The sequence below is a fragment of the Actinacidiphila sp. bgisy160 genome, assembly GCF_965342435.1.
GTDB lineage: Bacteria > Actinomycetota > Actinomycetes > Streptomycetales > Streptomycetaceae > Actinacidiphila.
Genome location: NZ_CBDRCM010000004.1, coordinates 131,860 through 158,540, shown reverse-complemented (window position 1 = coordinate 158,540; position 26,681 = coordinate 131,860). Strand labels below are relative to the sequence as shown.

Sequence of the window (26,681 nt, the reverse complement as noted above, 5' to 3'; positions counted from 1 at the left end):
GCTCATGGCCTACACAGTGCTCTACATCGCCTTCGGGGTGGTCGCGCTGTGGCTGCTCGGTGAAGTGCTCCTGCAGTACAAGGCGCGGCTGAGGTGGCGGCTGCTGGCCTTCGCGGGGTTCCTTGGCGTCGTCCTGGGCGTCAATCTGCCCTCGGTGCTGGTCATCGTGGTCGGCGCGGTCGCCTTCGGCGCAGGCCAGACCTTCGTCACGCTCTCCTACCGCCGCGGCTTCGTCGAGGGTTGGGCCCTGCGGTCCCCCAAGGAGGACGCCGACCAGGACGACGAGGAGGCGCCGCCGCTGCCGCGCCGTGCCGCCGGCCGCCGGGGCCGGGACGCGCAGCGCGACGAGGCGCAGGCCGACGACCTGGCGACGCCGTACGAGGAGCCCATCAACGAGGCCCCGGCCGGTGTGGGCGTCGGGCAGTCCTACGACAGCTACGCCACCGGCGGCCCGGCCGCCGCGGCACCCGCCGGGATGGACTCCACGCAGGTGTACCAGCCCATGCCCATGCACGAGGACAGCGGCGAGTACCCGATGTACAACGGACAGCCGAACTACACCCAGGACCCCTACGCCGGAGCCGGCGCCGGATACCAGAACTACGACGCCACCACAGGCTACGGCGACTGGAACGGCGGGCAGCAGCAGCAACAGCAGCCCGCCGCCTCGTACGAGGCCTACGGACAGCAGCAGAACGGTGGCTGGGAGCAGCAGCAGACGGCCTACGGCACTTACGCGGGCGGCTACGAGGACCCATACCAGGGCCAGGGCGCCCCTCAGCAGCAGCAGTACGGCTACGACACCCCGGCGGGCGGCGTGTGGGTGCCGCAGCAGGGCGGGGAGCAGCAGCCCTACATCCCGCAGCAGCAGAACACCTACGACCAACAGGGCCAGCAGCAGGGTCAGGGCCAGGGCCAGTACGACCCCTACGACCCCTACCGCTACAACTAGCGCCCGCGGCGCGCCCGTCAGCCGAGGCCGACCCACTCCAGCCGGAAGTCCGGCAGCCCGGCGTCGCCGAGGACCGGGGGCCGCCGCCGGTGGACCAGCGGCAGCAGTTCGAGCGGCGGGCCGCGCACCGCGACGGCCGCCTTCCGTGCGCGCGGCGCCAGATGATGACCACGCGGGTCAAGCAGACCACCCGCGCGGCCGCCGCTGCCGGCGCGGTGCCGGTGGCGTGGAGGTGGCGGGTGCGGCCGGGCCGAGCCGTTCACGCGTCCACGGATGGAGCCCCAAGTGCACCGGCAGCGAGGCGAGTTCCACCCACTCGTCGAGGGGGGGAGCGTGGAAGGCCGCCGTGCCGTTCGAGCCGGCGTCCACGGCAGGGCGGCCGGCCCGGCAGCCCGCAGGGTGTCCGCGAGGCGGGCGGCGCCGTCGGTGAGCCGGGGAACCAGTACGGCGGGGTCCATGTCGTCCAAGCAGGGCGAGGAGGCGGAACTTCCCCTCCGGCACGGGCACCGGCGCGGGGCCACGCACCACCTCCTCGGCCCGGCGCTGGGCGCCCCCGGGATGCCGCAGCCACTGGCCGGCGTTCCAGCTGGGACAGGGGGTACGGGGGAGGTCAGGTCCGCGCCCTCCAGGGCGTAGCGCAGCAGCCGGTCCGCGCGACGATCCCGCAGCACAGGCGGTCGTGGTTCAGACGGCCCATCGCATCACCGTAGGGGGTGCCACCGGTGTCCGGGCGTCGGCGCGCGCCTCAGCGGCTGCCGCCCGGACCGCCCATGATGAGGTCGGCGGCGATGGCACCGGACATGCCGGTGTGGGCGAGGCCCCCACCGGGGTGGGACCAGCCGCCCACCAGATACAGACCGGGGACGAGCAGCCGGTTGCCGGGGTGCAGATGCGCCCCGTCCGCGCCGGCGAGGGCGGGGCGGGGGAGCCGGCCGCCCGGGGTGCCCGTCTCCTCCTCGGTGTCGGCGGGCGTGTGCACGGCCCGCCACAGCAGGCGGTCCGTCAGACCGGGCAGCACCGCGGCCGCGGCCGCCTGCACCGCGTCGGCGGCGCGCTCGGCCAGACCCGGGGCCCGCCAGTCCACCCCCGAGGGGCCGTGCGGCGGGACCGTGACGTTCAGGGTGACCGACTCCGAGGCGTCGTCGGGCCGCAAGGTGTCGTCGTCGGGGCGCAGCACCGTGACGGTCGGGCGGTCGTACAGCTCGCCGTGCGCCAGGGCGGCCGCCTCGGCGTCCGGGTCCGCGCTGTGGACGACCGTACGGTGCACGGCGTCCGAGGGCCGGGCCCCGCGCAGCGCCAGGCAGACCGTGAGGCGCCCCGGGCCCTCGCAGCGGGGCCCGGGACCGACACCGTCCCACATCCGGTCGGCGTGCCAGGTGCCCCCGGCGCCGTGCGACAGCAGTGGGGGCAGCAGCCACGGGGCGGCACCGGCGACGACGGTGTCGGCCTCCACCCTTGTGCCGTCGGCGAGTTCGAGCCCGGCCGCGCGGCCGTCCTTCTCCACGATCCCCGCAACCTCGGCCCCGAGGTGGAACTCCACCCTCCGCGCCACGCACCGGGCGTGCACGGCGTCGGCGAGCGCCCGCATGCCGCCGCGTACGTACCAGCTGCCGAAGGTCTGCTCCATGTACGGCAGCACCGTGGCGCTGCCGGGCGCGGTGCGCGGGTCGAAGCCGTACGCCAGGGCGTAGGAGCCGAGGAGCGCGGCGAGCCGCGGGTCGTCCAGTTCGCGCCGGGCGATGTCGGCGAGGGTGGGCGCACCGCGCCGGAACAGCCCCCGACGCACGGGAGGCGCCGGATAGGGATCGCGGCCGAGCGCGGCCGGATCCCGGGCGAGGGCGTCCTCCAGCAGGGGGCGGCGCGTGGCGTCCCAGACCTCCCGGGCCCGCACCAGCAGCTCGCTCCAGCGCTCGCCCGCGCCGGCGCCGAGCGCCGCGTCCAGCACCGCGACGACTCCGCCGCGTGACGCGTTGGGCAGCGACACGGACGTGCCGTCGGAGAAGACGTGGCGGCTCGCCGGGTCGACCTGGCTCAGGGTGACGCTGCCCTCCAGGCTCTCCCTGCCGGTCTTGACGAACAGGTCGCGGTAGACCGCGGGCAGGTGCAGCAGGCCCGGGCCGGTGTCGAACCCGAAGCCCGCCCGCTCCAGCCGCCGCACCCCGCCACCGTGGGTGCCGGTCCGCTCGTACACCGCCACCCGGTGCCCGCCGGTGGCGAGCCGGGCGGCGGCAGCCATGGCGCCCATCCCCGCGCCGATCACCGCAATCCGTGCCATGAAGGGGACTCTAACCCCAGCCACCGACAACGCCGCGACCGGCCTTGCGGCGTTCCCTGCGGGCCGTCCAGCGCTGCCAGGCGCGCCGGATGCGCGACAGTATGAAGAACACCAGGACGACGCCCAGTACGAGCAGCACCGCCGCGATGCTCGCCGCCGCCACCGGGTGGAACAGCGCGAAGACGACGATCGCGGCGACACCGACGTCCTCCGCGAGACTGATCATGATGTTGCTCGCGGGTTCCGGCGAGGTGTTGACCCCCAACCGGATCCCGGCCTTCACCAGGTGGCTCACCAGCGCCGTCGTCCCGCCGACCGCGCCCGCCACCAGCTGCGGCAGCGAGCCGTCCTGCCCGGCCAGCAGGGCCGCCACCACGCCTCCGGCGACCGGCCGGATCGCGGTGTGCACCGCGTCCCAGGTGGTGTCGACGTAGGGGATCTTGTCCGCGACCGCCTCGCAGAGGAACAGCACCCCCGCGGCGACCAGCACGTCGGTGCGCTCCAGGGCCGGCGGCACCTCGTCGCTGAGGCCCGTCACGCCCATCAGGCCCAGCAGGAAGACCACGGCGTAGGCGTTGATCCCGCTCGCCCAGCCGCTGGTGAACACGAGCGGAAGTACAGACATGGGCGGTGATGCTACCGAACCGTTCCTGATCAGTGAGCAGGAGCGAGTCTTGTACCCGTGCCTGGTCGCTGAGGACATCCCGAACGGTTTTGGGTGTCCTGGTCGCCCGCGTACTCGCCGCGTTCGGCGGCACGGATCGTGTCCGCGGTCCGGGGTTGCGGGGGCGGGTTCCCTCACGCCCAGGAGTCTCCGGTCGGGCCTGGACGGTCCGATGCCCGCGACGATCGCTCTGGTCGTGCCGGACGCAATCTCGGACTCGACCCGGACGACCATGCCGCCCGCCCTGGCCGCCCACGCGGACAACCGCACCAACTGCCGCTCCAGATCGCTGGTCGTGCGAGCAGACGCGGGCATACAGACGCAGGCCGCCCACCGCTTCCGGAGCGGTGTTGGTCTCGATGTTCACCAGGATCGTGCGCGGCCCGACTCGCTGAGCCGGCACCGGCAACGTCCCCTCACGAAACCAGCGATACGCGGTCTGCGGATGCACCCCTGCGTCTTCGCCCATTCCGTCAGATTCACACTCTCACAACGACACTCACTCACACATGGTTACCCTCACTTACTCGATCTCGAGGACCAGCAGGCGAAAACCCCCGGAAAAGTGCCGCCGCCTTTGAGCGATAGGACTCGGTCATGAGTACCTGTACTCAGACCCCCACTTGAGTACCCGCGCGGATGAGCGCGGGCCGGCCCGGACGCCAAGGTGGAGGCAACGGAAGGGCACGGCACCGGCACCGCCGACACGGGGCGGCGGAACGGCGCGCGCCTTGCCGGAGCGGGGGTGCACGGAGCGCCGTCCCGGAACGGCCCGACGGGGGATCGGGCCGCGCCGGGGCGGCGCGCCGTCGTGCGGCGTTCAGGCGCGGGCGTGCCCCGCGACCCGTCCCTGCAGGAGCCGCGACAGGGCCGCGTGCACGTCGTCGATCGACCGCTCGGGCTGGAAGGACAGCCAGTCCAGCGCCGCGACGAGCACCATCCCGAAGAGCGCGGCCGCCGTGAGCGGCACGTCGATCTCGTCGCTGAGCTCGCCCGCCGCCACCGCGTCGCGCAACGCCTGTTCCACGACCGCGACCGCCTCCTTGCGCAGCACCATGAGCGTGTCCTGCCAGGCGCGGTTGGTCCGCCACAGCTCGGCCACGTACAGCTGCGTGAAGGACGGGTACTCGGCGATGAAGGCGAGCCCGGCCCGGATCATCGCGTCGATCGCGTCCACGTGGCTGCCGCCGCGGGCGGTCACGTCGGCACCCGCCTTCCGCAGGGAGGCCGTCAGCAGGCCGACGCCGTGCCGCAGCAGCTCCTCGAAGAGCTCGTTCTTGCTGGCGAAGTTGTAGTAGACGGTGCCCTTGGCCACCCCGGCGCGCTCGGCGATCTCGTCGACCGTGGTGGCGGAGAAACCCTGCTCGGCGATGAGCGTGACCGCGGCCTGGAAGAGCTTCTGCCGGGTGGCCTGCCGTCGTGCACTGTTCATGACGACGATTCTCTACGCTCCGGGCGGCCGGATCCGCGCGGCCTCACAGGGAAAGCTCCGGATGCAGCCGGTCCACCGTCCACACCTGCTTGCGGCGGGCGGACACCGCGGTGAGCGCCAGCGCGCCCGCGGTGAAGGCGAGCAGCACCAGCACCGCCCGCCACACCGGCCCGAGCCCGCCGCCTGTGATGAGGTGGCGCAGCCCCTCGACGACGTAGGTCATGGGGAGGAAGGGGTGGATCGCGTTGAAGAAGTCCGGGCTGGTCTGCACCGGGTAGGTGCCGCCCGCCGAGGTGAGCTGCAGCATGAGCAGTGCCAGCACCAGTACGCGTCCGGCCGGCCCGAAGCGGGCGTTGAGCCACTGCACGATGGCGGCGAAGCAGGCGGTCACCAGCACGAGGAAGCCGACCGTCCCGGCCGCCCGCACCATCTGCAGGCCGATCGCCCAGTGCAGCACCGCCATCAGGGCCAGCGTCTGCAGCACGCCGATGGTGAACACCGGCAGCCACCCGGCCATCGCGATCCGCCACGCGGGGGCGCCCGCGGCCATGGCACGCCTGTTCAGGGGCTGCAGCAGCATGTAGGAGACCATCGCGCCGACCCAGAGCGAGAGCGGGATGAAGTAGGGGGCGAAGCCCGTCCCGTAGTTGGGCGCCTTGTGCGCAGACTGCGCGGCGAGCCGGACCGGGTCGGCCATCACCTGGGTGCGGCCGGCGCGCTCCTCGCCGTCGTAGTCGGGGATCCGGGACGCGCCGTGGTGCAGGCCGTCGGCGAGCTGCCCGCTGCCGTCGGTGAGTTGGGTCAGGCCGGCCGTCAGCTGGTTGCTGCCGTCCGACAGCCGGTACATCCCGCCCACCAGGGTGTCGGCTCCCGAAGCCAGGTCCCGGAGCCCCGCGTCGAGGGCGCCCGCGCCGGCCGACGCCGATCGCAGGCCCTTCGCCACCTTGTGGGCGCCGTCGTTGAGCTGGTTGACACCGTCGACGGCGTTCTGCAGCTTCGTGGCGAGTGCCGGGTCCGACAGCTCCACGGCGGCCGAGTGCAGCGTGCCGAGGTCGTCGCGGAGCCCGTCGAGGGCGGCGGAGTGCCCGTGCACATAGGTGTCGAGGCGGGCGGCCACGCCCGCGACCTCGTCGGCGGCGTCGACGGCCTTCATCAGCGTCCGGCACTGTGGGGTGACGCCGCCCACGGGGCACTGCCCGGCGTAGGCGTCGTGGACCGCGGCGGCTGCCGCTGCGGCGTCCCGGGCCGCCCGCGCCGACTGCCGCGGCAGGTCGCCGATGCCGTCGCGGGCGGCCTGCGAGCCGCGGGCGACGACCCGCGCCACCGCGTTGATCTCCTTGACATGCTGCTTGACGAAGGTCAGTTCGTCCGAGGCGCCGTTGACCTCGTCGGCCAGGGCCTGGGTCCCCGCGGCGACCTGGCCCGCGCCGGTGTCGAGCGTTCCCAGCCCGCCGGCGAGCGAACTGCTGCCCTTCTTCGCCGTGTGCAGGCCCCCGGCCAGTCGCCGCGCGCCGTCCTCGGCGGTCGAGATGCCGTCGCCGAGCTTCTTGGAGCCCGTACGCGCCGTGCCCGCGCCCTTGGTGACGTCGTCGGCGCCGTCGGCGGCCTCGACCGTCTCGTCGTGGAGGTCGGAGAAGGCCACGAAGATCCGGTCGTAGAAGTCCCTCGACGCCTTGGTGGACGCGGCGGACCGAACTTCGGAGAAGACCGTGCGGGAGATCTGCCCCACGATGTAGTTGTTGGCGTCGTTGGTGCGCACCTGGAGCGCGCTGGTGCGGGGTCGGTCGCCGGAACTCGAGGCGACGCGAGCGCTGAAGTCCCGCGGGATGGTGAGCGACAGGTAGTAGGTGCCGTCCTCGACGCCCTTGGCGGCCTCGGCGGCGCTGGTCTCGCGCCAGTCGAAGGTGTCGCTCTCCCGCAGGCCGTCGACGATGGAGTCGCCCGCGGCGAGCCGCCGCCCGTCCACGGTGGTGCCCTTGTCGGAGTTCACCAGGGCGACGGGGATCTTGTCCAGCCGCCCGTAGGGGTCCCAGAAGGACCACAGGTACAGGGCGCCGTAGAGCAGGGGCAGGAGCAGCAGCGACACCATGGCCGCCCGTGGCAGACGTCCCCTGCCGAACTTCCTCAGCTCAAGCGCTGCCAGCCTCGGCGTGCGCATCGGCCGCCCCCTCCTCGTCGGTGTTCTCGTCGTTCGTCTTCGCGTCAGCCTCGTCGCAGGCCTCGTCACAGGCCTCGTCACAGGCCTCGGCGGCGACCTCGGCGGCGGCGTCCTTGTCCGCCGCGGGCGCCCGGGTGCGGACCACCACGGCGTCCTCCGGCGCCTCGGTGCACACCGCCAGCACGGTCGTGCCGCACGCGGCGATGCCGCGCAGCATCGCCCAGGCCTGCTCGCGTTCGGCCGGGGCGAGTTTGTGGTCGGCGTCGTCCACCGCCAGCACCTCGGGCCGGGCCAGCAGCGCGAGAGCGGTGCCCAGGCGCAGGGCCTCGAGCCGCTCCAGGTCCCGGGCAGCGGTGCGTTCGCCCTTGGGCAGTGTCGACAGGTCCAGCCCGGCCGCCGTCAGCGCCCCGTCGACGCGCGCCCCGTCGGTTCCGCCGGGCCGCACCAGCTCGCGCAGCGAGCCACCGAACCGACGCCGCAGCAGCACGCGTTCGCGCAGGTGCTCGCCGACGGTGAGGGCCGGGTCGAGTTCCGCGACCCCGGTGACGGGGCCGAGCGCGGCGACGCGGCGGACCGCGGCGAGCTGTTCGGGCAGCCGGAGCCCGGCCACCTCGGCCCGGCCCTCCGTGGCGCGCATCCGCCCGGTCAGCGACAGCAGCAGGCAGGTACGGCCCGAGCCGGAGGCGCCCTCGACGGCGATCAGACTGCCCGCCGGCGCGGTGAAGGTGATGTCGCGGAACACCCAGCCCGGGGACCCCTGAAGTCCGAACCCCTCCGCGGTGATCACGTGGCCGCCCCCTTTCTTTGCACTGACCAGTCAGTATAAAAACTGTACCCCAAGGGTCGGCGGCCCGCGAATCCCGGGAGACGTTGTCCGGCCATCACGCCCGTTTGTGCAGGTCGGCGTGATTGTCAGAGGTGTGCCTCACGATGAGTGGTGGAAGCCAGGAACTGTCGGACGCGTCATACGAAGACAGGAGGTATGTGATGACCGTGCCAGCCCGCAGCGCCGCCGTGGCCGGCGGCAGTGCCGCCGACGTCCACCCCGTGCTGCGCAGGGCCAACGCCCCCGCGGCCGCGCTCGACCTGCTCGTTCAGGCCCGGCGGGGACTCGACGAGGCCGCCGTCCTGCAGGCCCCCAACGACCGCTTCGCCACCGCCCACTTGGCCGCCCTGCGCACCGCGGCCGCCGTCCTCGCCGTACGCGGCCGCCCCGAGACCACCAGGCGGCGCCGTCAGCGGATACGCAGTGCCTGGGAGGTGCTGCCCGAGATCGCGCCCGAACTGTCCGAGTGGAGCGCCCTGTTCGAGGCGGGCGCCCTTCAGCGGGCGCGCGCCGAGGCCGGCATCCAAGGCGCGGTCAGCCCCCGCGAGGCCGACGACCTCGTCCGTGCGACGGGTATGTTCCTGCGCCTCGTGGAGCGCCTGCTGGTGCTGCGGCCCGTGCTGGACCGGCCGCAGACCGGTCGTCCCGCTTGATCGGCCGCCGGGCGGCCGCCCACTAGAGTGGGTCCCAGGCTGGGCCGACCGGTCCCCAGCCCCGTCCGTCCGCTAGGAGCCGTCCGCATGTCCCGTCCAGGAGGGGCCGAACCGCTGCGGCCCCGCGCAGCCCTGCGTACCGCCGTGGTCTGGGAGGTCCTGCGCGATGCGCTGGACCGGCAGGCCAAGGCCGCCGGACGGGACGTCCTCGACGTGCTCGACACCGGTGGCGGCACCGGCAACTTCGCGGTTCCCGTGGCCAGTCTGGGCCACCGGGTGACCGTGGTCGACCCCAGCCCCGACGCCCTGTTCGCCCTCGAACGCCGCGCGGCGGAGGCAGGCGTCACCGAACGCGTCCGCGGGGTGCAGGGCGACGCCCACGGACTGCTCGACGTCGTGCCGGCCGGCAGCCACGACGTCGTGCTCTGTCACGGCGTACTGGAGTACGTGGACGACCCCGCCGAGGGCGTGCGCAACGCCGCGGGCACCCTGCGCGGCTCCGGCGCCCTCAGCCTGCTCGCCGCCGGCCGCCACGGGGCCGTGCTCGCGCGCGCGCTCGCCGGTCACTTCGGCGAGGCCCTGCACACCCTGGACGACCCCGACGGCCGCTGGGGCGAGGGCGATCCGATGCCCCGCCGCTTCACCGCGGACGAGCTGACCGCGCTGGTCGCCGAGGCCGGGCTGCGGGTCGGCTCGGTGCACGGCGTCCGCGTCTTCGCCGACCTCGTACCCGGTGTCCTGGTGGACACCGAACCGGGCGCGATGGACGCCCTGCTGAGGCTGGAACTGGCCGCCGCAGAGCAGCCGGCCTTCCACGCCGTGGCCACCCAGTTGCACGTTCTGGCCGAGCGCGGCTGAGCGGGAGGGGGGCCGTTCCCCTTGCCTCTTCCGGTCACCCAGCGGGAGGAGTCCGTCACACGCCCCCCGATTCCCGGTGCAGGGCCGTATGCTGGCATGACGTGGCGTTCGACGGGGAAAACACCCCCCGTCGGATTGGCGTAGTGGGGCGGGTTTCACGGGGGCGATTCCCTGCCTATCCTGGAAGGGTCGTACCGGTCGCTCCCCCCGCGACCGACGAGGAGGAGGACTCCGTGCCGCTCTCGGAGCACGAGCAGCGCATGCTCGAGCAGATGGAGCGAGCGCTGTACGCCGAAGATCCCAAGTTCGCGTCGGCGCTTGAGGGAAGCGGGCTGCGCACCTACACCAGGCGGCGCGTCTACCTGGCTGTGGCGGGCTTCCTGGTGGGCATCGGGCTGTTGATGGGCGGAATGATCGCCCAGCAGCCCTGGATCAGCGTCGTGGGCTTCCTCGTGATGCTCGGCTGTGCCGTTCTCGCCGTCACCGGCTGGCGCCGTGCCGCCAAACCGGGTGCGGCCACCGCTCCCGCGCACCCGCTGCAGGGTGCGGCCGGACGGGGCCGTCGCCACCAGCCGCGGCGCAAGATGATGGACCGTATCGAGGAGCGCTGGCAGCGTCGGCGCGACGAACAGGGCCACTGACCCACAGACGAACACGAAGGGGGCGGGGTTCCGGTCGGAACCCCGCCCCCCTTCGTCATGCCGTCCTACGCGGCCCTCCTGCGGCCTGTGGTGTACCGCGTCGCACGGCCAGGCCGCTCACGCATCGCGTACGGACGCACACCCGGGATGCGGCGGGGTCCTGAGGGCCGGCCGTCCGGCCGGCCCTCAGGACCATCTGGCCCCTCAGGACCATCTGGCCCCTCAGGACCATCTGGCCCCTCAGGGGCTCCGGCGCTGCCGCAGCTGCCGCAGCACGCCATCGCCCGCACCGCGCAGCCGGGCCGAGAGGCGGGCCGAGCCCGCCGACCAGCGCTCCGTGGACCGCCAGACGATCCGGACCGTGGAACGCGGCAGCAGCACCGCACGGATCCGCGTCATGACGTCCGCGTTGGCGCTCAGCCCCTCGCGCACCAGCCGGACGTCCTTCGCCGAGCCCGTGGTGACCGGAGGCCGCGGCGAGAACAGGGCCTGCTCCACCGCGGTCGCCAGACGCCGAGCCGCCTCCGCCGCGGGCCCTTCCAGGCCGCCGTCGCGGATGAGGCGCGCCGCGACCCGGCGCGCGGTGTCGGACTCGTCGGCCCGCAGACCGTAGTCCCAGGCGGTGTCGATCAGCTCCAGCCAGGCGGCCAGGGTCCGGGCACCGTCCCGGGCGCCCATGGCGTCCAGCTCGTCGGGAGTCGGGCCCCGCGGGGTGCCGCCCTGCGCGTCCCCGTCGGCTCCCGCCGTGCCCCGGGCGCGTCCGGTGAGCTCCAGCCACGCCGCCAGGGCGGCCGGGTCCTGGCCGCCGTGCAGCCGCTGGAAACGCTGCCTGCGGCGCCAGAGCAGCGGCAGCAGCAGGAGCAGGACGACCAGCGGCAGCAGGGCCCAGGCGAGGACGCGCACCGTCCATTCGAGGATCCGCGGCCACAGCCGCTCGTCCTCGGTGCCGATACCCGAGGCCTGCCCCAGGGGGTCGCAGTTGCCGAGCTGGGCGTCCTTGCCCAGGCACGACGGGGAGGCGCTCGGGCTGCTGCCGGCCCCGGTCCCCGCGGACTGCTCCGGCGTGTCGGGCACCGAGGGCCCGGTGTCGGAGGCGGCCGTGTCCTGGGTGTAGCCCGGCACGGTGCCGCGGGTCGGCGTGGGCTCGAAACGCGTCCAGCCGACGCCCTCGAAGTACAGCTCGGGCCAGGCGTGCGCGTCCTTCAGCCCCACCGCGTACGCGCCGTCCGACTCCGCGGTGCCGGGCGTGAAGCCGACCGCCACCCGCGCCGGGATGCCCAGGGTCCGTGCCATCGCCGCCATCGTGAAGGCGAAGTGGATGCAGAACCCCTCCTTGTTGCGCAGGAAGCGGGTGATGGCCTGCACGCCTGTGCCGGAGCGCACCGAGGTGTCGTACGAGAAGGCGCCGGAGGTGAACCACCGCTGCAGCGCGACGGCCCGCTCGTAGTCGTTGGTGGCGTCCTTGGTGACCTCCATGGCCGTCCGCGCGACCACGTCGGGCAATGAGTCCGGCACCTTCGTGTACTCGGCCCGCAGCCGGGCGTCCGCAGGCGGCGCGCTCGCCAGCTGCTGCGCGGTCGGCTCCAGCGCCAGGCTGCTGACCTGGTAGCGGGTGTCGGAGGTGGTCTGACCGCGGTCGCCGATGATGGTGCGGCCGGTGGGCTCGTAGCGCCAGCGCCCGTCGACCTGCACCTGCGTGGCCGGGTACGGCAGCGGCAGCCACATCTGGACGTAGCTCTTGTCCGCCGCGACCGAGGTGGCGACCTCCGTCGCCTTCACGTCGGGACCGAGTCCCTGCGGGCTGGGCAGCACCTTGGGCACGCCGGTGAGGGAGCGCTGCGCGGGCTCCCATTTGTCACCGGTGAAGCGGTCGAGCGCCACGATCCGCAGGTACATGTCCGCGTTGGAGACGGCGTTCGTCCGGTACCGGAGCACGACCCGGTCGTCGGACTGGTTGAGGTTGTCCTGGAGCGCGACCACGGGGTTGACCGCGGAGATCGTGCCGCCGCCGCGTCCGTTGCCCGTGCCCGAGCCCCCGGTCGGCAGCAGCCCCACGCCCATCGAGGGGAGCACGGCCGGCGCCACCAGGGCGATGCCGAGCGCCAGCGCCCCGATTCGGCGGCCGGTCCGCACCGGGGCCACCGCCCCGGTCGGTCCGCCGTACCCGGCGCGCGCCCCGGAGCCGACACCGCCGAAGACCCGGCCCCAGCGCGAGATCCGGTCCCGGCCCTCGGCCAGCAGGAGCAGCAGATAGCCGACGGCGGCCAGCAGGAAGTACGGCCAGCGGGTGCCGTCGCCCCCGGCCAGTCCCGCCGCGATCGAGTACAGGGCCAGCAGCGGCAGCCCGGCCGGGGCCGCGCTGCCGTAGGTCACCGCCAGCGCGTCCACGATCAGCCCGATCAGCAGCACCCCGCCGAGCAGCAGCAGCCGAATGCCCGGGGTGACCGGCGCCGGGATGGCGAACTGGGTCACGTCCTGCATCGCGGCCGTCAGCAGGTTGCCGAACCGGGTGTACGCGGCGGGGCCCGGCAGGAATCCGAGCACGGCCTGTTCGCTCGCGAACATCAAGGTCAGCACCAGCAGCGTGAACACCGCCTGCGCCAGCACGGTCAGCGGCCGGGCCAGCGGCACCCGCCGGGCCAGCGCACCCACCCCGGTCTGGAGCAGCACCAGGAACACGGCCTGCAAAATCCACGAGTTCGGCGTCGCCAGCGGCAGCAGCGAGCAGGCGGTCATCAGTGTCGCCGCCGCCGCGCAGAGCGCGAGCCGTCCCCGTCCGCTCATCATCGCGTCCCCGCCTCCTCACGCGACCGGTACCGGTCGGCGCGCTGCCACAGGTCGGGCAGCCCGTCGCCGGCGGCGGCCGGGAGCACCGTCCAGCCCGCCTCGTGCAGCATCCGCACGGCCCGCGCCGCGCCGCCCTCGGGAGCATCGCCGTCCGCGTCCGGGCGCGGTGCCTCGGACCGTCCCGGCCCGTCCTCCTCCGTCGCCCCCCAGGCGGCGCTGTCCAGGACGAAGGCGACGGCGGCCCCCGCCCGCTGCCGCATCCGGCCGGCCATCGCGGCCTGCTCCTCGTCGAGGTCCCCGAAGAACGCCACCAGCAGGCCCTCGCTGCCCGTGCGCAGCACGTCGAGCGCACGGGAGAGTCCCGCGCCGTCCGAGTGGTCGATCACGGCCAGGGTGTCCAGCATCGTCCCGGCCGCGTCCGAGGAGTCGGCGCCGCCGAAGCCCTCGGCCCCCGGCGCCGTGCTGCCGGTGTCGGTGAGCAGCCGGACGGAGTAGCCCCGCTCCAGCATGTGCACCGCCACCGACGCCGCCCCGGAGACCGCCCACTCGAAGGCCGAGTCGGGGCCGGCGCCGAAGTACGCCACGGCACGGGTGTCCAGCAGCACCGTGCACCGGGCGCGGTGCGGCTGCTCCTCGCGGCGCACCATGAGCTCGCCGTACTTGGCGGTCGAGCGCCAGTGCACACGGCGCAGGTCGTCGCCGTGGCGGTAGCCGCGCGGGATCACGTCGTCCTCGCCGGCCAGGGCCAGCGCGCGGATGCGGCTCTCCCCGTAGCCGGAGGAGTCGCCCCGGAGCTTGACCGGTGGCAGCGGCTCCACGCGGGGCACCACCGTCAGGGTGTCGTACGCGCTGAAGGAGCGGGTCAGCTCGCACATGCCGAAGGGGTCGGTCAGCCGCAGCTGCAGCGGCCCCAGCGGGTAGCGCCCGCGCAGGTCCGAGCGCACCCGGTAGGACACCTCGCGATGCCCGCCGGGCTCCACCCGGTCCAGGATGAAGCGGGGCCGGGGCCCCAGCACGTACGGCACCCGGTCCTGGAGCATCAGCAGCCCGGTGGGCAGCCGCGACACGTTGTCCACCCGAAGGTGCACGCGCGCCTCGGTCATCGCCGGCACACGCGAGGGCGACAGCCGGCGGCTGCCGGCGACGCGGTAGCGGGTGCGGTACAGGACCGCCACACAGGCCAACGGCAGCACGGCCAGCAGCAGGCCGACCCGCAGCAGGTCCGGCTGTCCCAGCACGTAGGCGCAGACGGCCGCCGCGATCCCCGCGGCGAGGAACGAGCGGCCCCGCGTGGTGAGGCCGCCCAGGGCGGCCCGGAAGCCGCTTTCACGCTCGGTCACGCGGCACCTCCAGCGCCCCAGCCCGTCGTCCGGGTCACCGGCTGCCGTACGGGTCGGGGACCGGCGTGCGCTGCACGATCTCCGTGATGACCTGCTCCGGGGTGCGCCGGTTCAACTGGGCCTGCGCGGTCGGCAGCAGACGGTGCGCCAGCACGGCGCCGGCCAGCGACTGGACGTCGTCGGGGAGCACGTAGTCCCGCCCGTCCAGGGCCGCCGCCGCGCGCGCCGCGCGCACCAGGTGCAGCGTGGCGCGCGGTGAGGCGCCCAGCCTCAGGTCCGGGTGGTCCCGGGTGGCCGAGACCAGACTCACCGCGTAGTGCCGTACGGCCGGGGACACGTGCACCGTCCGTACCGCGTCGACGAGTTTGACGATCTCGTGCGCGTGGGCGACCGGCTGCAGGTCGTCCAGCGGGCTGACGCCCGCGTGCACGTCGAGCATCTCCAACTCGGCCTCGACGCTGGGGTAGCCGATGGAGACCCGGGCCATGAAGCGGTCCCGCTGCGCCTCGGGCAGGGGATACGTTCCCTCCATCTCCACCGGGTTCTGGGTGGCGATGACCATGAAGGGGCTCGGCAGCGGGTACGTGCTGCCGTCGATGGTGACCTGCCGCTCCTCCATCGACTCCAGCAGCGCCGACTGCGTTTTGGGCGACGCGCGGTTGATCTCGTCGCCGACGACGATCTGCGCGAAGATCGCACCCGGCTTGAACTCGAAGTCGCGGCGTTGCTGGTCGAAGACGCTGACCCCGGTGATGTCCGACGGCAGGAGGTCCGGCGTGAACTGGATGCGCCGCACCGAGCAGTCGATCGACCGGGCCAGCGCCTTGGAAAGCATCGTCTTGCCGACGCCGGGGACATCCTCGATCAGCAGATGTCCCTCGGCGAGCAACACCGTCAGCGCAATCCGTACGACCTCGGGCTTGCCCTCGATCACGTTCTCCACCGACCGGCGTACGCGGTCCGCCGTGGCAGTCAGATCGCTGAGGCTCGCTCGCGCGTCATAGGTCGTCACCCGGTTCTCCTCGGCCCGTTCCTAGGGACGCGGTCATCCCTGGACCGGCCCTCCCCGTTACACGGAGCATTCTCCCCTTCAACTATGCTCCGCGTCACTCCGCTTCCGTTACTCGTTTGTGATTTCGCGCAGCAGGCCGGTGTGCACGTCGAACACAAACCCCCGCACATCGTCCGTGTGGGTCAGGAAAGGGGAGGTCCGGACCCGCTGGATCGACTGCCGCACGTCCTGGTCGACGTCGCGGAAGGACTCCACCGCCCAGGTCGGGCGCTGGCCCACCTCCTGCTCCAGTTCCGTGCGGAACTCCTCGGTCAGCGACTCCAGGCCGCAGCCGGTGTGGTGGATCAGCACGACCGAGCGGGTGCCCAGTGCGCGCTGGCTGATGGTCAGCGAACGGATGGTGTCGTCGGTGACCACGCCGCCCGCGTTGCGGATGGTGTGGCAGTCGCCGAGTTCCAGGCCCAGCGCTTGGTGCAGGTCGAGGCGGGCGTCCATACAGGCGACGACGGCCACCTTGAGAACGGGACGGGCGTCCATGCCGGGGTCGCGGAACTGCTCCGCGTAGCGCCGGTTCGACTCGACCAGCCGGTCGGTGACGGACGCCGTGCCGGTGCCGGCGGGAACCGCGGTCTCATGCGCGTTTATCGACATGACACGACCGTAGAGGGCGCGGTCACTTCCGACCTGCTGGGGGGTCGGCAAATCTCGGTCAAACCGGTGCACTGTGAGGTAACCCACAGGCGTCGCGCGCGCTCGCCCGTGCGGGTGATTCGGGCGCTCGGTGCCCACGAGGGCGCCTGTGCCAGGGCAGGCTCTTCGTTGACCGTGGGGGCCGGTGGAGTAAAGTGGCGCGAAGTGGGTCGCCAACCTAGCGCGGGAGGTGCGGATGTTCCTCGGGACGTACGCGCCACGGCTGGACGACAAGAGCCGGCTGGTCCTCCCCGCGAAGTTCCGCGAGCAGTTCGCGGACGGCCTGGTCATCACCAAGGGCCAGGAGCGCTGCCTGTACGTATGGCCGGCCGAGGGCTTCCGCGCCCTCACCGAGGAGCTCCGCCGAGCCCCTCTCACCTCCAAGGCCGCACGCGACTACATGCGCGTGCTCTTCGCCGGCGCTCACGACGAGGTCCCCGACAAGCAGGGCCGGGTCACCCTCCCGCAGCCCCTGCGCGACTACGCCGGACTGCGCCGCGACTGCGCGGTGATCGGCGCCAACACCCGGGTCGAGGTGTGGGACGCGGCGGCCTGGGAGGACTATCTGGCGGGTCAGGAGGACGCCTTTTCGGCGTTGTCCCAGGAGGTGCCTCCCGGCTTACTGTGACCTCGCCCGTAGCCTGATGACTCACGTACGAGTACGTGACGCTCGGCCTCCTCCCGCTCCCCGGTCCGCTGGCACTCCTTCCCCGGTGCCAGATGGCCGCCCACGAGCGGGCGGGGACCCAGTGGTACGTCCCCGAGAGCAGATGAGAAGGGCTTCATGAGCACCACCCCGTCCGAGCCACGCCACGTCCCGGTCATGCTGGACCGCTGCCTGGACATGCTGGCCCCCGCCGTCGGCGCGCCGGGCGCCGTGGTCGTGGACGCCACCCTCGGCCTCGGCGGGCACAGCGAGGCGCTGCTGCAGCGGTTCCCCGGGGTCCGGCTGATCGCCGTCGACCGCGACCCCGCCGCGCTCAAGCTCGCCGGTGAGCGGCTCGCGCCGTACGGGGACCGGGCCACCCTCGTGCACGCCGTCTACGACGAGATCCCGCAGGTGCTGGAGCGGCTGGGCGTACCCAGGGTGCAGGGCGTCCTGTTCGACCTGGGCGTGTCCTCCATGCAGCTGGACGAGGCCGACCGGGGCTTCGCCTACGCCCAGGACGCGCCGCTGGACATGCGCATGAACCAGACCGCGGGCATGAGCGCCGCCGAGGTCCTCAACACCTATCCCCCGGGCGAGCTGGTGCGGGTGCTGCGCGACTACGGCGAGGAGAAGTTCGCCCGCAAGATCGTGGAGGCGGTCGTCCGCGAGCGGCAACGCGAGCCCTTCACCACCAGCGCCCGGCTCGTCGAGCTGATCCGCGAGGCGCTGCCGCAGGCCGCCAAGCGCACCGGCGGCAACCCGGCCAAGCGCACCTTCCAGGCGCTGCGCATCGAGGTCAACGGGGAGCTGACCGTGCTGGAGCGGGCCATCCCGGCGGCCGTCGCCGCGCTCGCGGTCGGCGGCCGGATCGTCGTGCTGTCGTACCACTCCCTGGAGGACCGGCTCGTCAAGGGCGTCCTCGCGGCCGGCGCTGCCACCACGGCGCCGCCCGGGCTGCCCGTGGTCCCGGAGCAGTACCAGCCGCGGCTCAAGCTGCTCACCCGCGGCGCCGAGCTGCCCACGGAGGACGAGATCGCCGCCAACCGCCGGGCGGCCCCGGCCCGCCTGCGCGGCGCCCAGCGGATCCGCGAGGCCCTGGCGTGAGGCGGCGCACCTCGGCGGCGCGCTCGCCCTTCGTCCTGCTGATCGTGCTGCTGCTGGGCGGCGGCCTGATCACCTTGCTGCTGCTCAACTCGGCGGTGAACCGGGACTCCTTCAAGCTCAGCGAGCTGCAGAGGAAGACCACCCAGTACACCGATGAGGAGCAGGCGCTGCAGCAGGAGGTCGACGAGTACTCGGCGCCGGACGCGCTGGACGATCAGGCCCGCGAGCTGGGCATGGTTCCCGGCGGCAACCCGGCCTTCCTCGCCCCCGACGGCACCGTCCTCGGCAAGCCCGGCGCCGCGCCGTACGTGCCGGCGCCCAGCCCGAGCACCGCGCCCGCCACCGTCGCGCCCAGCGGCTCCGCGGCCGCCTCCCTGGGCCCGACGCCGTCCGCCAGGCCCAGCACGAGCCCCAGGGAGACCCCGTGACCGCCGCTCCGGGGCCCCGCGCCCTGCGCCCACCACGATCCGCCCGCCCGGCCGGCAGGGAAGGTGCCGGGGCGTGGTGACCCGAGACGGGGAGCCGCCGCGCGACCGCGCCGAACGCAGTGACCGGGAGAACGGCTCCGGCCGCCCCGGGCGCGGCGCCCAGGGCCGTGGCGGCCGCGGTGACGCCGGAGGGACAGCCCCCCGGCGCCGGCCGGTGCCCCGGGGACGCGACGGCGACGCCGGCACCCCCGCACGCCGCGGCGAGCCCGGGGAACCCCGCCGCGGGACCTCGCCCGGGCAGCAGCCGGGAGCACGTCAGCCAGCCGCACGCGGCGCCCGGCCGCGCGACGACGGCGGCCGGGCAGCCCGCGAGACGGGCCGCGCCCCGCGCGCCCGCAGGCCCACGCCCCGCCGCGAGGGATCCGGCGCGTCCGGCGCCTCCGGCAGCGCCCGCGCCTCCGGCGTGCCGCGGGGACGCACCTCCGGGGCCCCCAGGCCGGCCGGCGGGCGCGAACGCGACGCCCAAGCCTCCCGGGACCGGGCCGGCCGCGCTGCCGTACCGCCGCGGCGCAGGCCCCCGCGCCCGGTCACGCCGGCCGGTGCCCCGCTGCTGCGGCTGGGCCGGCCCCGTCCCCGCCTGCGGCTGGTCAGCTTCGCGCTGACGCTCGTGATGCTGACCTTCGTGATCCGGCTCTTCCAGGTGCAGGCCGTGGACGCCGCGACGTACGCCGCCAAGGCCGAGGTCAACCGCAACGTCAAGGTGACCCTCGCCGCCGAGCGCGGGACGATCACCGACCGGAACGGGGTCGACCTGGCCACCACGGTCGACGCATACGACATCACGGCCGATCCGATGCTCTTCACCCCCAAGTACGCGAAGGCCGAGGACGCCCCGGCGCGTGCCGCCGAACTGCTCGCGCCGATCCTCGACGGCGACGAGAAGAAGATCGCCAAGCAGCTCGCCAACTACCCGGGGTCCCGCAACGAGATCATCGCCCGCCAGCAGTCCCCGCAGGTCTGGAACCAGATCAAGGACCTGCAGGGAGCGCTCGCCGACCGGGCCGAGAAGGGCGACGGCGTCAACTACCTCGCCGGGATCTTCCGGCTGCGGCACGCCAAGCGCGTCTACCCCGCGAGCGACCTCGCGGCGGGCGTGATCGGCTGGGTGAACGCCGCCGGCGCGGGCGGCGGCGGCCTGGAGAGCCGCCTCGACAAGGCGCTGGCGGGCAAGGACGGCACCATCACCTACGCTCAGTCCGGCGGCCGCCGGGTGCCGACGGCCAGCGTGCAGGAGCGCGCCGCCGAGCCCGGCACCGACGTGGAACTGACCCTGGACCGGGACATCCAGTGGGCCGCCCAGCGGGCGATCACCCAGCAGGTACGGGCGTCCGACGCCGACCGCGGCTACGTGATCGTCCAGGACACCCGCACCGGCGAGGTGCTGGCCATGGCCAACGCCCCCGGCTTCGATCCCAACGACCTGACCCGGGCCGACCCCACCGCGCTCGGCAACGCCGCGCTGCAGGACGCCTACGAGCCCGGCAGTGTGAGCAAGCTGATGTCCATGGCCGCGGTCCTCGACGAGGGCGTGGCCGCCCCGGACACCCACGTCACGGTGCCCGGCACCCTGCCCCGCGCCGACCGGGTCTTCCACGACGACGTGGACCACGGCACCTGGCACCTGACCCTGAACGGCGTGCTCGCCAAGTCCAGCAACATCGGCACGATCCTGGCCGCCGAGCAACTCGGCAAGAACCAGAAGCAGGCAAACCGCGTCCTTTACTCATACCTGAGGAAATTCGGCATCGGGCGGCCCACGGGGGTCGGCTTCCCCGGCGAGACGCCCGGCATCCTTGCGAGGCCGGACCAGTGGAACGCGTCCCAGCAGTACACCATCCCCTTCGGGCAGGGCCTGTCGCTGAACGCGCTGCAGGCAACGTCGGTCTACTCGACGATCGCCAATGGCGGGGTAAGGGTCGAGCCCAGTCTGGTGCGCGGCACGACCGGACCGGACGGCCGCTTCGTGCCGTCCCCGGAGGCGTCCAGGACCCGGGTGGTCAGCACGAAGACCGCCAAGACGCTCTCCACCATGCTGGAGTCCGTGGTCGGCGACGAGCAGGGCACCGGCACGAAGGCCCGGATCGCGGGGTACCGCGTCGCGGGCAAGACCGGCACGGCCAACCGGGTGGACCCGGAAACGGGCACCTACAGCGGCTACACGGCGTCCTTCATGGGCTTCGCCCCCGCAGACGACCCCCGGCTGACCGTGTCCTGCGTGATCCAGAACCCGACCCGCGGCAGTTATTTCGGTGGCCAGATCTGCGGCCCGGTGTTCAAACGGGTCATGGAGTTCGCCCTGAAGTCCCTGCAGGTGGCGCCCAGCGGAGCGAAGACCCCGAGCCTGCCGGTCGAGTGGGACCCCTCGAAGCCGTGACCGGCGCGCAGGGGAGGAAGGAACGGCGGCCGTGAACGGACACGAGCCCGCAGCGGCGGGTACGGACGGTAGCCCCGCGCACGCGGACCGTACCGGAGGAAGCGGCAGGCCGGAAGCCCGGCGAGGGGCTTTTGGCCCGGAGCCCGGCCCGGCGGGTACTCTCACCGCCGTGTCACTCGCCGATCAGTCCCCCCACCCCGAACAGACGCAGCCGGGCGCACCCCGCCCCACCCGGGTCCGGCCCGTACCGACCGCGGAACTGGCCGCGCGGCTGGGCACGGAACCGCCCGCGCCCGGTGCCACCCCGGTCACCGGGATCACGCACGACTCGCGGGCCGTCCGCCCCGGCGACCTGTACGCCGCGCTGCCCGGCGCCCGCTTCCACGGTGCCGACTTCGCCCCGCAGGCGGCCGAACTGGGCGCCGCGGCGATCCTCACCGACCCGGCGGGCGCCGAGCGCGCCGCCGCGACCGGCCTGCCGGTGCTGACGGTCGGGGATCCCCGGTCCCGGATGGGGGAACTGGCCGCCGAGATCTACGGCCGGCCGGGTGAGGACCTGCTGCAGATCGGGATCACCGGCACCTCCGGCAAGACCACCACCGCCTACCTCGTCGAGGGCGGCCTGCGGGCCGCGCACGGGGGCAGGACGGGACTGATCGGCACGGTCGAGTCCCGGATCGGCGACGAGCGGATCAAGAGCGAGCGCACGACCCCCGAGGCCACGGACCTGCAGGCGCTGTTCGCGGTGATGCGCGAGCGCGGTATCGAGGCCCTGGTCATGGAGGTCTCCAGCCATGCCCTGGTGCTGGGACGGGTGGACGGCGCGGTCTTCGACGTCGCCGTCTTCAGCAACCTCAGCCCCGAGCACATGGAATTCCACTCGGGCATGGAGGACTACTTCCAGGCCAAGGCGCAGCTGTTCACCCCGCGCCGCAGCAGGGCCGGCGTGGTCAACATCGACGACGAGTACGGCCGGCGCCTGGTCCGCGAGTCGCAGGTCCCGGTCACCACCTTCTCCGCCGAGGGCCATCCGGACGCCGACTGGCGCGCGGAGCACGTCGTGACCGGGCCGCTGCGCTCCACCTTCACCGTCGTCGGCCCGGGCGGCGTGCGGATCGAGGCCGCCTCGCCCCTCCCCGGCCCCTTCAACGTCGCCAACGCGCTCGCCGCCATCACCGCCCTGGCGGTGGCCGGGATCGACCCGCAGACGGCCGCCCAGGGCGTCGCCGCCGTCCCCGGCGTGCCCGGCCGGCTGGAGCGCGTCGACGCGGGACAGCCGTACCTGGCGGTCGTCGACTACGCCCACAAGACCGACGCCGTCGAATCGGTGCTGCGGGCCCTGCGCAAGGTCACCAAGGGCAGCCTGCACATCGTCCTCGGCTGCGGCGGGGACCGCGACGAGACCAAACGCGGCCCGATGGGCGCCGCCGCGGCACGGCTGGCCGACACGGCCGTGCTGACCTCCGACAACCCCCGCTCCGAGGACCCGCTCGCGATCCTCACCGCGATGCTGGCCGGAGCGGCCGGGGTGCCCGCGCACGAGCGGGGCCATGTCGTCGTCGAACCCGACCGGGCGGCGGCCATCGCGACCGCCGTCGCCCTGGCCCGGCCGGACGACACCGTACTGGTGGCCGGCAAGGGCCATGAGCAGGGCCAGGACATCGCCGGAGTGGTACGCCCCTTCGACGACCGAGAAGTGCTGCGCGCGGCCGTCGAACGGGCCGCCGGCACACCAGCGCAGGAGAAGGACCAGGACCAGCTGTGATCCCACTCACCCTCGCCGAGGTCGCACACGCGGTCGGCGGGAGCACGCACGACATACCGGACCCGACGGTGCCCGTCACCGGGTCCGTGGAAATCGACTCCCGCAAGGTGACGCCGGGCGGCCTCTTCGTCGCCTTCCAGGGCGAGCGCGTGGACGGCCACGACTACGCGGAGCAGGCCGTCGCGGCCGGAGCGCTGGCCGTGCTGGCCGCCCGGCCGGTCGGCGTGCCCGCGATCGTCGTGGACGACGTCCAGGTCGCCCTGGGTGCGCTGGCCAGGCACGTCATCGAACGGCTGGGCGCGACCCTGGTGGCGCTGACCGGATCGGCGGGCAAGACCAGCACCAAGGACCTCATCGCCCAGTCGCTGCAGCGGCTGGCGCCCACCGTGTGGCCGCCGGGCTCGCTCAACAACGAGATCGGACTGCCGCTGACCGCGCTGCGCGCCGACGCCTCCACCCGGCACCTGGTGCTGGAGATGGGCGCCCGTGGCATCGGCCACATCCGCTACCTCACCGGGCTGACCCCGCCGCGCATCGGCGTCGTCCTCAACGTCGGCACCGCCCACATCGGCGAGTTCGGCGGCCGCGAGCAGATCGCCCAGGCCAAGGGCGAGCTCGTCGAGGCGCTGCCGGAGGCCGCCGACGGCGGCATCGCGGTGCTCAACGCGGACGATCCCCTCGTACGCGCCATGTCCTCCCGCACCAAGGCGCGCGTCGTGCTGTTCGGCGAGTCCGCCGACGCCGACGTCCGCGCCGAGAACGTCCGCCTCAACGACCGAGGTCAGGCTGTCTTCACGCTCACAACACCTACCGGGTGCAGCGAAGTGACCTTGCGCCTGTACGGTGAGCACCACGTGTCGAACGCGCTTGCCGCGGCCGCCGTAGCCCGTGAACTCGGCATGCCCGTCGACGAGATCGCCACCGCGCTCTCGGAGGCGGGGACGCTGTCCCGCTGGCGCATGGAGGTCGTCGAACGGCCGGACGGCGTGACGGTCGTGAACGACGCCTACAACGCGAACCCCGAGTCCATGCGAGCCGCCCTGCGCGCGCTCGCGGCCATGGGCCGTGCCGCCCAGGCACGTGGGGGACGCACGTGGGCGGTGCTGGGCGAGATGGCGGAGCTCGGCGGGGAGGCCCTCGCGGAGCACGACGCTGTCGGACGGCTCGCCGTCCGGCTCAACGTCAGCAAGCTCGTGGCAGTCGGCGGCCAGGCGGCCGCCTGGGTGCAAATGGGCGCCTACAACGAGGGTTCGTGGGGTGAGGAGTCGGTGCACGTGTCCGACGCTGAGGCGGCGATCGACCTGTTGCGCAGTGAACTGCGTCCGGGGGACGTCGTGCTGGTGAAGGCATCGAGGGCGGTCGGCCTGGAGCGGGTCGCACTCGCGCTGCTCGACGGCGTCGAGGGCGGGGGCGCTCGGTAATGAACCAGATCCTGGTCTCGGGCGTGCTCGGGCTGTTCCTGTCCCTCATCGGCACCCCGATGCTGATCAAGCTGCTGGCCCGCAAGGGCTACGGGCAGTTCATCCGCGACGACGGCCCGAAGGAGCACCACAGCAAGCGCGGTACGCCCACCATGGGTGGCATCGCCTTCATCCTGGCCACGCTCGTCGCGTACGCGCTCACCAAGGTCATCACCTCCGAGCGCCCGACGATCTCCGGCGTGCTGGTGCTCTTCCTCTTCACCGGTCTGGGCGTGGTCGGCTTCCTGGACGACTACATCAAGATCGTCAAGCAGCGCAGCCTCGGTCTGCGGGCCAAGGCGAAGATGGCCGGCCAGCTGATCGTCGGCATCACCTTCGCGGTGCTGTCGCTGCAGTTCGCCGACTCCCGCGGTGTCACCCCGGCGTCCACCAGGCTGTCCTTCACGCAGGACTTCGGCTGGTCCCTCGGCCCGGTGATCTTCGTGATCTGGGCGCTGTTCATGATCCTCGCGATGTCGAACGGCGTGAACCTCACCGACGGCCTCGACGGCCTGGCCACCGGCGCCTCGGTGATGGTCTTCGCCTCCTACACCGTCATCGGCGTCTGGCAGTACGGCCAGTCCTGCTCCAACGTCATCACCGCGGGACCCGGCTGCTACGACGTACCGCACCCACTCGACCTCGCGGTCGTGGCCGCCGCGCTCATGGGCGCCTGCTTCGGCTTCCTGTGGTGGAACACCTCGCCGGCCAAGATCTTCATGGGTGACACCGGCTCGCTCGCGCTCGGCGGCGCCCTGGCCGGTCTGGCCATCTGCTCCCGCACCGAGCTGCTGCTGGCGATCCTGGGCGGCCTCTTCGTCCTGATCACCCTCTCCGTGGTCATCCAGGTCGGCTCCTTCCGCCTGACCGGCAAGCGCGTCTTCCGCATGGCCCCGCTGCAGCACCACTTCGAGCTCAAGGGCTGGAGCGAGGTCCTGGTCGTCGTCCGCTTCTGGATCATCCAGGGCATGTGCATGGCCGTCGGCCTCGGTCTCTTCTACGCGGGCTGGGTGGCCGCGCAGTGACCTCGGTCCCCGGGCAGGAACCCGGCCCCCGTCGAGGCGGACTTCCGCCGGCCGCCGTCGAGGCGGCCGCGCGGCTGGGCCTGCCGGGCCGCCGGGTCACCGTCGCCGGCCTCGGCGTCTCGGGCGTGCCCGCCGCCAAGGCGCTGCACGCCCTCGGCGCCCGTGTGACGGTCGTCAACGACGGCGACGACGAGCCGGCCCGGGCCCAGGCCGCCGAACTGGAGACGCTCGGCGTCACCGTACGGCTGGGGGACGGCCGGACCCTGCCCGAGGGCACCGAACTGATCGTCACCTCGCCCGGCTGGAAGCCCGCCAGCCCGCTCTTCGCGGCCGCCGCGGCCGCGGGCGTGCCCGTGTGGGGCGACGTGGAGCTGGCCTGGCGGCTGCGCGGCCCCGGGGCGGCGCCCTGGCTCGCCGTCACCGGCACCAACGGCAAGACCACGACCGTGCAGATGCTCGCCTCGATCCTTTCCGCGGCGGGCCTGCGCACGGCGGCGGTGGGCAACATCGGCACGCCGGTCCTGGACGTCGTCCTGTCCGGCGGGGAGTACGACGTCCTCGCCGTGGAGCTGTCCAGCTACCAGCTGCACTGGGCCCCCTCGGTCCGCCCGCACTCGGCGGCGGTCCTCAACCTCGCCCCCGACCACCTCGACTGGCACGGCTCCATGGCCGCCTACGCCGCCGACAAGGGCCGCATCTACGAGGGCAACAAGGTCGCCTGCGTCTACAACCTCGCCGACCCGGCCACCGAGGCGCTGGTGCGCGAGGCCGACGTCGAGGAGGGCTGCCGCGCGATCGGCTTCGGCCTCGGCAGCCCCCGGCCCTCGGAACTCGGGGTCGTCGACGGCATCCTGGTCGACCGGGCCTTCGCACCCGAGCGGCACAAGAGCGCCCAGGAGCTGGCCGAGGTCTGCGACGTGCACCCGCCGGCGCCGCACAACATCGCCAACGCCCTGGCGGCGGCCGCCCTCGCCCGCGCGTTCGGTGTCGCGCCGGCCGCCGTCCGGGACGGCCTGCGCGCCTTCCGGCCGGACGCGCACCGCATCGCCCACGTGGACCGGATCGACGACGTGGACTACGTCGACGACTCCAAGGCCACCAACACCCACGCCGCCGAGGCATCCCTCGCCGCGTACGAGCACATCGTCTGGATCGGCGGCGGCCTCGCCAAGGGCGCCACCTTCGACGAGCTGGTCACGGCCGCGGCCAAGCGGCTGCGCGGCGCCGTGCTGATCGGGGCGGACCGCGGCCTGATCCGTGAAGCGCTCGCGCGACACGCCCCCGAGGTCCCGGTCGTCGACCTCGACCGCACCGACACTGGGGCGATGGCGGCGGCCGTCCGCGCCGCGCGGGACCTCGCCCACCCGGGGGACACGGTGCTCCTGGCACCGGCCTGCGCCTCGATGGACATGTTCGCGAACTACAAGGCTCGCGGAAACGCCTTCGCGGAGGCCGTACGGGATCTGCGGGCGCCCGGCGCCGGGCAGTAGCCGGAGCCGCTCCGGCCCGCACCGCGACCTAGGAGGGG

The 26,681-nt window shown here is 73.5% G+C and carries 21 protein-coding genes and 1 pseudogene; 12 read left to right on the top strand and 10 right to left on the bottom strand.

Going from position 1 to position 26,681, the window contains the following annotated elements:
* Positions 1 to 4 precede the first annotated feature (4 nt).
* Complete coding sequence (locus ACRWNP_RS06350; RefSeq protein ID WP_431959977.1) at positions 5 to 952, top strand: hypothetical protein; 948 nt, start codon at positions 5 to 7, stop codon at positions 950 to 952.
* 745 nt (positions 953 to 1,697) lie between these two features.
* Here ACRWNP_RS06350 and ACRWNP_RS06345 read toward each other — a convergent pair.
* The 6 genes and pseudogenes from ACRWNP_RS06345 to ACRWNP_RS06320 form a co-directional block, all read right to left on the bottom strand.
* Positions 1,698 to 3,227 (bottom strand): phytoene desaturase family protein, encoded by a 1,530-nt coding sequence (locus ACRWNP_RS06345; protein WP_431959976.1) that lies wholly within the window; start codon positions 3,225 to 3,227, stop codon positions 1,698 to 1,700.
* Between the two features lie 10 nt (positions 3,228 to 3,237).
* Positions 3,238 to 3,852, bottom strand: coding sequence for a DUF4126 domain-containing protein (locus tag ACRWNP_RS06340; RefSeq protein ID WP_431959975.1), 615 nt, complete (start codon positions 3,850 to 3,852; stop codon positions 3,238 to 3,240).
* A 28-nt stretch (positions 3,853 to 3,880) separates the two neighbouring features.
* Positions 3,881 to 4,093, bottom strand: a pseudogene (locus ACRWNP_RS06335) (IS200/IS605 family accessory protein TnpB-related protein); the annotation flags it as partial.
* Between the two features lie 618 nt (positions 4,094 to 4,711).
* Positions 4,712 to 5,323: a TetR/AcrR family transcriptional regulator gene (locus tag ACRWNP_RS06330; RefSeq protein ID WP_431959974.1), complete on the bottom strand. Its 612-nt coding sequence runs from the start codon at positions 5,321 to 5,323 to the stop codon at positions 4,712 to 4,714.
* Positions 5,324 to 5,366: 43 nt separating this feature from the next.
* A complete protein-coding gene (locus tag ACRWNP_RS06325) occupies positions 5,367 to 7,481 on the bottom strand; it encodes a YhgE/Pip family protein (RefSeq protein ID WP_431959973.1) in 2,115 nt (704 codons plus the stop codon).
* Positions 7,453 to 8,268 (bottom strand): ATP-binding cassette domain-containing protein, encoded by an 816-nt coding sequence (locus tag ACRWNP_RS06320; RefSeq protein WP_431959972.1) that lies wholly within the window; start codon positions 8,266 to 8,268, stop codon positions 7,453 to 7,455. The genes ACRWNP_RS06325 and ACRWNP_RS06320 overlap by 29 nt, the downstream gene beginning before the upstream one ends.
* Before the next feature lie 200 nt (positions 8,269 to 8,468).
* Here ACRWNP_RS06320 and ACRWNP_RS06315 point away from each other — a divergent pair, with 200 nt between their 5' ends.
* The 3 genes from ACRWNP_RS06315 (at position 8,469) to ACRWNP_RS06305 (ending at position 10,459) form a co-directional block, all read left to right on the top strand.
* Positions 8,469 to 8,960, top strand: coding sequence for an SAV_6107 family HEPN domain-containing protein (locus tag ACRWNP_RS06315; RefSeq protein WP_431959970.1), 492 nt, complete (start codon positions 8,469 to 8,471; stop codon positions 8,958 to 8,960).
* 87 nt (positions 8,961 to 9,047) lie between these two features.
* On the top strand, positions 9,048 to 9,818 hold the full coding sequence (locus ACRWNP_RS06310) for a methyltransferase domain-containing protein (RefSeq protein ID WP_431959969.1): 771 nt from the start codon (positions 9,048 to 9,050) through the stop codon (positions 9,816 to 9,818).
* Between the two features lie 233 nt (positions 9,819 to 10,051).
* Complete coding sequence (locus ACRWNP_RS06305) at positions 10,052 to 10,459, top strand: DUF3040 domain-containing protein (protein ID WP_431959967.1); 408 nt, start codon at positions 10,052 to 10,054, stop codon at positions 10,457 to 10,459.
* Between the two features lie 240 nt (positions 10,460 to 10,699).
* Here the strand turns inward: ACRWNP_RS06305 and ACRWNP_RS06300 are convergent, their stop codons facing one another.
* The 4 genes from ACRWNP_RS06300 to ACRWNP_RS06285 all read right to left on the bottom strand — a co-directional run bounded on the left by ACRWNP_RS06300 (position 10,700) and on the right by ACRWNP_RS06285 (position 16,249).
* Positions 10,700 to 13,243, bottom strand: a complete 2,544-nt coding sequence (locus tag ACRWNP_RS06300; RefSeq protein WP_431960039.1) for a transglutaminase TgpA family protein — start codon at positions 13,241 to 13,243, stop codon at positions 10,700 to 10,702.
* The gene (locus ACRWNP_RS06295) at positions 13,243 to 14,586 is read right to left on the bottom strand and encodes a DUF58 domain-containing protein (RefSeq protein WP_431959966.1); all 1,344 of its coding nucleotides are present in this window, start codon (positions 14,584 to 14,586) and stop codon (positions 13,243 to 13,245) included. Before ACRWNP_RS06295 ends, ACRWNP_RS06300 begins: the two co-directional genes overlap by 1 nt.
* Before the next feature lie 34 nt (positions 14,587 to 14,620).
* Positions 14,621 to 15,598, bottom strand: a complete 978-nt coding sequence (locus ACRWNP_RS06290) for an AAA family ATPase (RefSeq protein ID WP_431959964.1) — start codon at positions 15,596 to 15,598, stop codon at positions 14,621 to 14,623.
* A gap of 108 nt (positions 15,599 to 15,706) precedes the next feature.
* On the bottom strand, positions 15,707 to 16,249 hold the full coding sequence (locus tag ACRWNP_RS06285; protein ID WP_431959963.1) for a beta-class carbonic anhydrase: 543 nt from the start codon (positions 16,247 to 16,249) through the stop codon (positions 15,707 to 15,709).
* 235 nt (positions 16,250 to 16,484) lie between these two features.
* On the opposite strand from ACRWNP_RS06285, the gene mraZ reads away from it, so the two are divergent.
* The 8 genes from mraZ (at position 16,485) to murD (ending at position 26,643) form a co-directional block, all read left to right on the top strand.
* The gene (gene mraZ, locus ACRWNP_RS06280; protein WP_431959962.1) at positions 16,485 to 16,916 is read left to right on the top strand and encodes a division/cell wall cluster transcriptional repressor MraZ; all 432 of its coding nucleotides are present in this window, start codon (positions 16,485 to 16,487) and stop codon (positions 16,914 to 16,916) included.
* A 156-nt stretch (positions 16,917 to 17,072) separates the two neighbouring features.
* Positions 17,073 to 18,041, top strand: coding sequence for a 16S rRNA (cytosine(1402)-N(4))-methyltransferase RsmH (gene rsmH / locus ACRWNP_RS06275; protein WP_431959961.1), 969 nt, complete (start codon positions 17,073 to 17,075; stop codon positions 18,039 to 18,041).
* Positions 18,038 to 18,469, top strand: a complete 432-nt coding sequence (locus ACRWNP_RS06270; RefSeq protein WP_431959960.1) for a hypothetical protein — start codon at positions 18,038 to 18,040, stop codon at positions 18,467 to 18,469. Before rsmH ends, ACRWNP_RS06270 begins: the two co-directional genes overlap by 4 nt.
* A 73-nt stretch (positions 18,470 to 18,542) precedes the next feature.
* Complete coding sequence (locus ACRWNP_RS06265; RefSeq protein ID WP_431959959.1) at positions 18,543 to 20,903, top strand: peptidoglycan D,D-transpeptidase FtsI family protein; 2,361 nt, start codon at positions 18,543 to 18,545, stop codon at positions 20,901 to 20,903.
* 169 nt (positions 20,904 to 21,072) lie between these two features.
* Positions 21,073 to 22,668, top strand: coding sequence for a UDP-N-acetylmuramoyl-L-alanyl-D-glutamate--2,6-diaminopimelate ligase (locus ACRWNP_RS06260; RefSeq protein ID WP_431959958.1), 1,596 nt, complete (start codon positions 21,073 to 21,075; stop codon positions 22,666 to 22,668).
* Positions 22,665 to 24,089, top strand: coding sequence for a UDP-N-acetylmuramoyl-tripeptide--D-alanyl-D-alanine ligase (locus tag ACRWNP_RS06255; protein WP_431959957.1), 1,425 nt, complete (start codon positions 22,665 to 22,667; stop codon positions 24,087 to 24,089). The genes ACRWNP_RS06260 and ACRWNP_RS06255 overlap by 4 nt, the downstream gene beginning before the upstream one ends.
* Entirely contained in the window at positions 24,089 to 25,153 is a 1,065-nt protein-coding gene (mraY, locus tag ACRWNP_RS06250) for a phospho-N-acetylmuramoyl-pentapeptide-transferase (protein WP_361811110.1), read from the top strand. Before ACRWNP_RS06255 ends, mraY begins: the two co-directional genes overlap by 1 nt.
* Positions 25,154 to 25,227: 74 nt before the next feature.
* Positions 25,228 to 26,643 (top strand): UDP-N-acetylmuramoyl-L-alanine--D-glutamate ligase, encoded by a 1,416-nt coding sequence (gene murD / locus ACRWNP_RS06245; protein WP_431960038.1) that lies wholly within the window; start codon positions 25,228 to 25,230, stop codon positions 26,641 to 26,643.
* Positions 26,644 to 26,681: the final 38 nt, after the last annotated feature.

Excerpts from the sequence above, each read along its gene's own strand:
- ACRWNP_RS06315 (WP_431959970.1), top strand. The coding sequence starts at position 8,469 with ATGACCGTGCCAGCCCGCAGCGCCGCCGTGGCCGGCGGCAGTGCCGCC.
- ACRWNP_RS06330 (WP_431959974.1), bottom strand. The coding sequence starts at position 5,323 with ATGAACAGTGCACGACGGCAGGCCACCCGGCAGAAGCTCTTCCAGGCC.
- ACRWNP_RS06300 (WP_431960039.1), bottom strand. The coding sequence starts at position 13,243 with ATGAGCGGACGGGGACGGCTCGCGCTCTGCGCGGCGGCGGCGACACTG.
- ACRWNP_RS06285 (WP_431959963.1), bottom strand. The coding sequence starts at position 16,249 with ATGTCGATAAACGCGCATGAGACCGCGGTTCCCGCCGGCACCGGCACG.
- ACRWNP_RS06350 (WP_431959977.1), top strand. The coding sequence starts at position 5 with ATGGCCTACACAGTGCTCTACATCGCCTTCGGGGTGGTCGCGCTGTGG.
- ACRWNP_RS06345 (WP_431959976.1), bottom strand. The coding sequence starts at position 3,227 with ATGGCACGGATTGCGGTGATCGGCGCGGGGATGGGCGCCATGGCTGCC.
- ACRWNP_RS06310 (WP_431959969.1), top strand. The coding sequence starts at position 9,048 with ATGTCCCGTCCAGGAGGGGCCGAACCGCTGCGGCCCCGCGCAGCCCTG.
- mraZ (WP_431959962.1), top strand. The coding sequence starts at position 16,485 with ATGTTCCTCGGGACGTACGCGCCACGGCTGGACGACAAGAGCCGGCTG.
- mraY (WP_361811110.1), top strand. The coding sequence starts at position 24,089 with ATGAACCAGATCCTGGTCTCGGGCGTGCTCGGGCTGTTCCTGTCCCTC.
- ACRWNP_RS06325 (WP_431959973.1), bottom strand. The coding sequence starts at position 7,481 with ATGCGCACGCCGAGGCTGGCAGCGCTTGAGCTGAGGAAGTTCGGCAGG.
- ACRWNP_RS06340 (WP_431959975.1), bottom strand. The coding sequence starts at position 3,852 with ATGTCTGTACTTCCGCTCGTGTTCACCAGCGGCTGGGCGAGCGGGATC.
- rsmH (WP_431959961.1), top strand. The coding sequence starts at position 17,073 with ATGAGCACCACCCCGTCCGAGCCACGCCACGTCCCGGTCATGCTGGAC.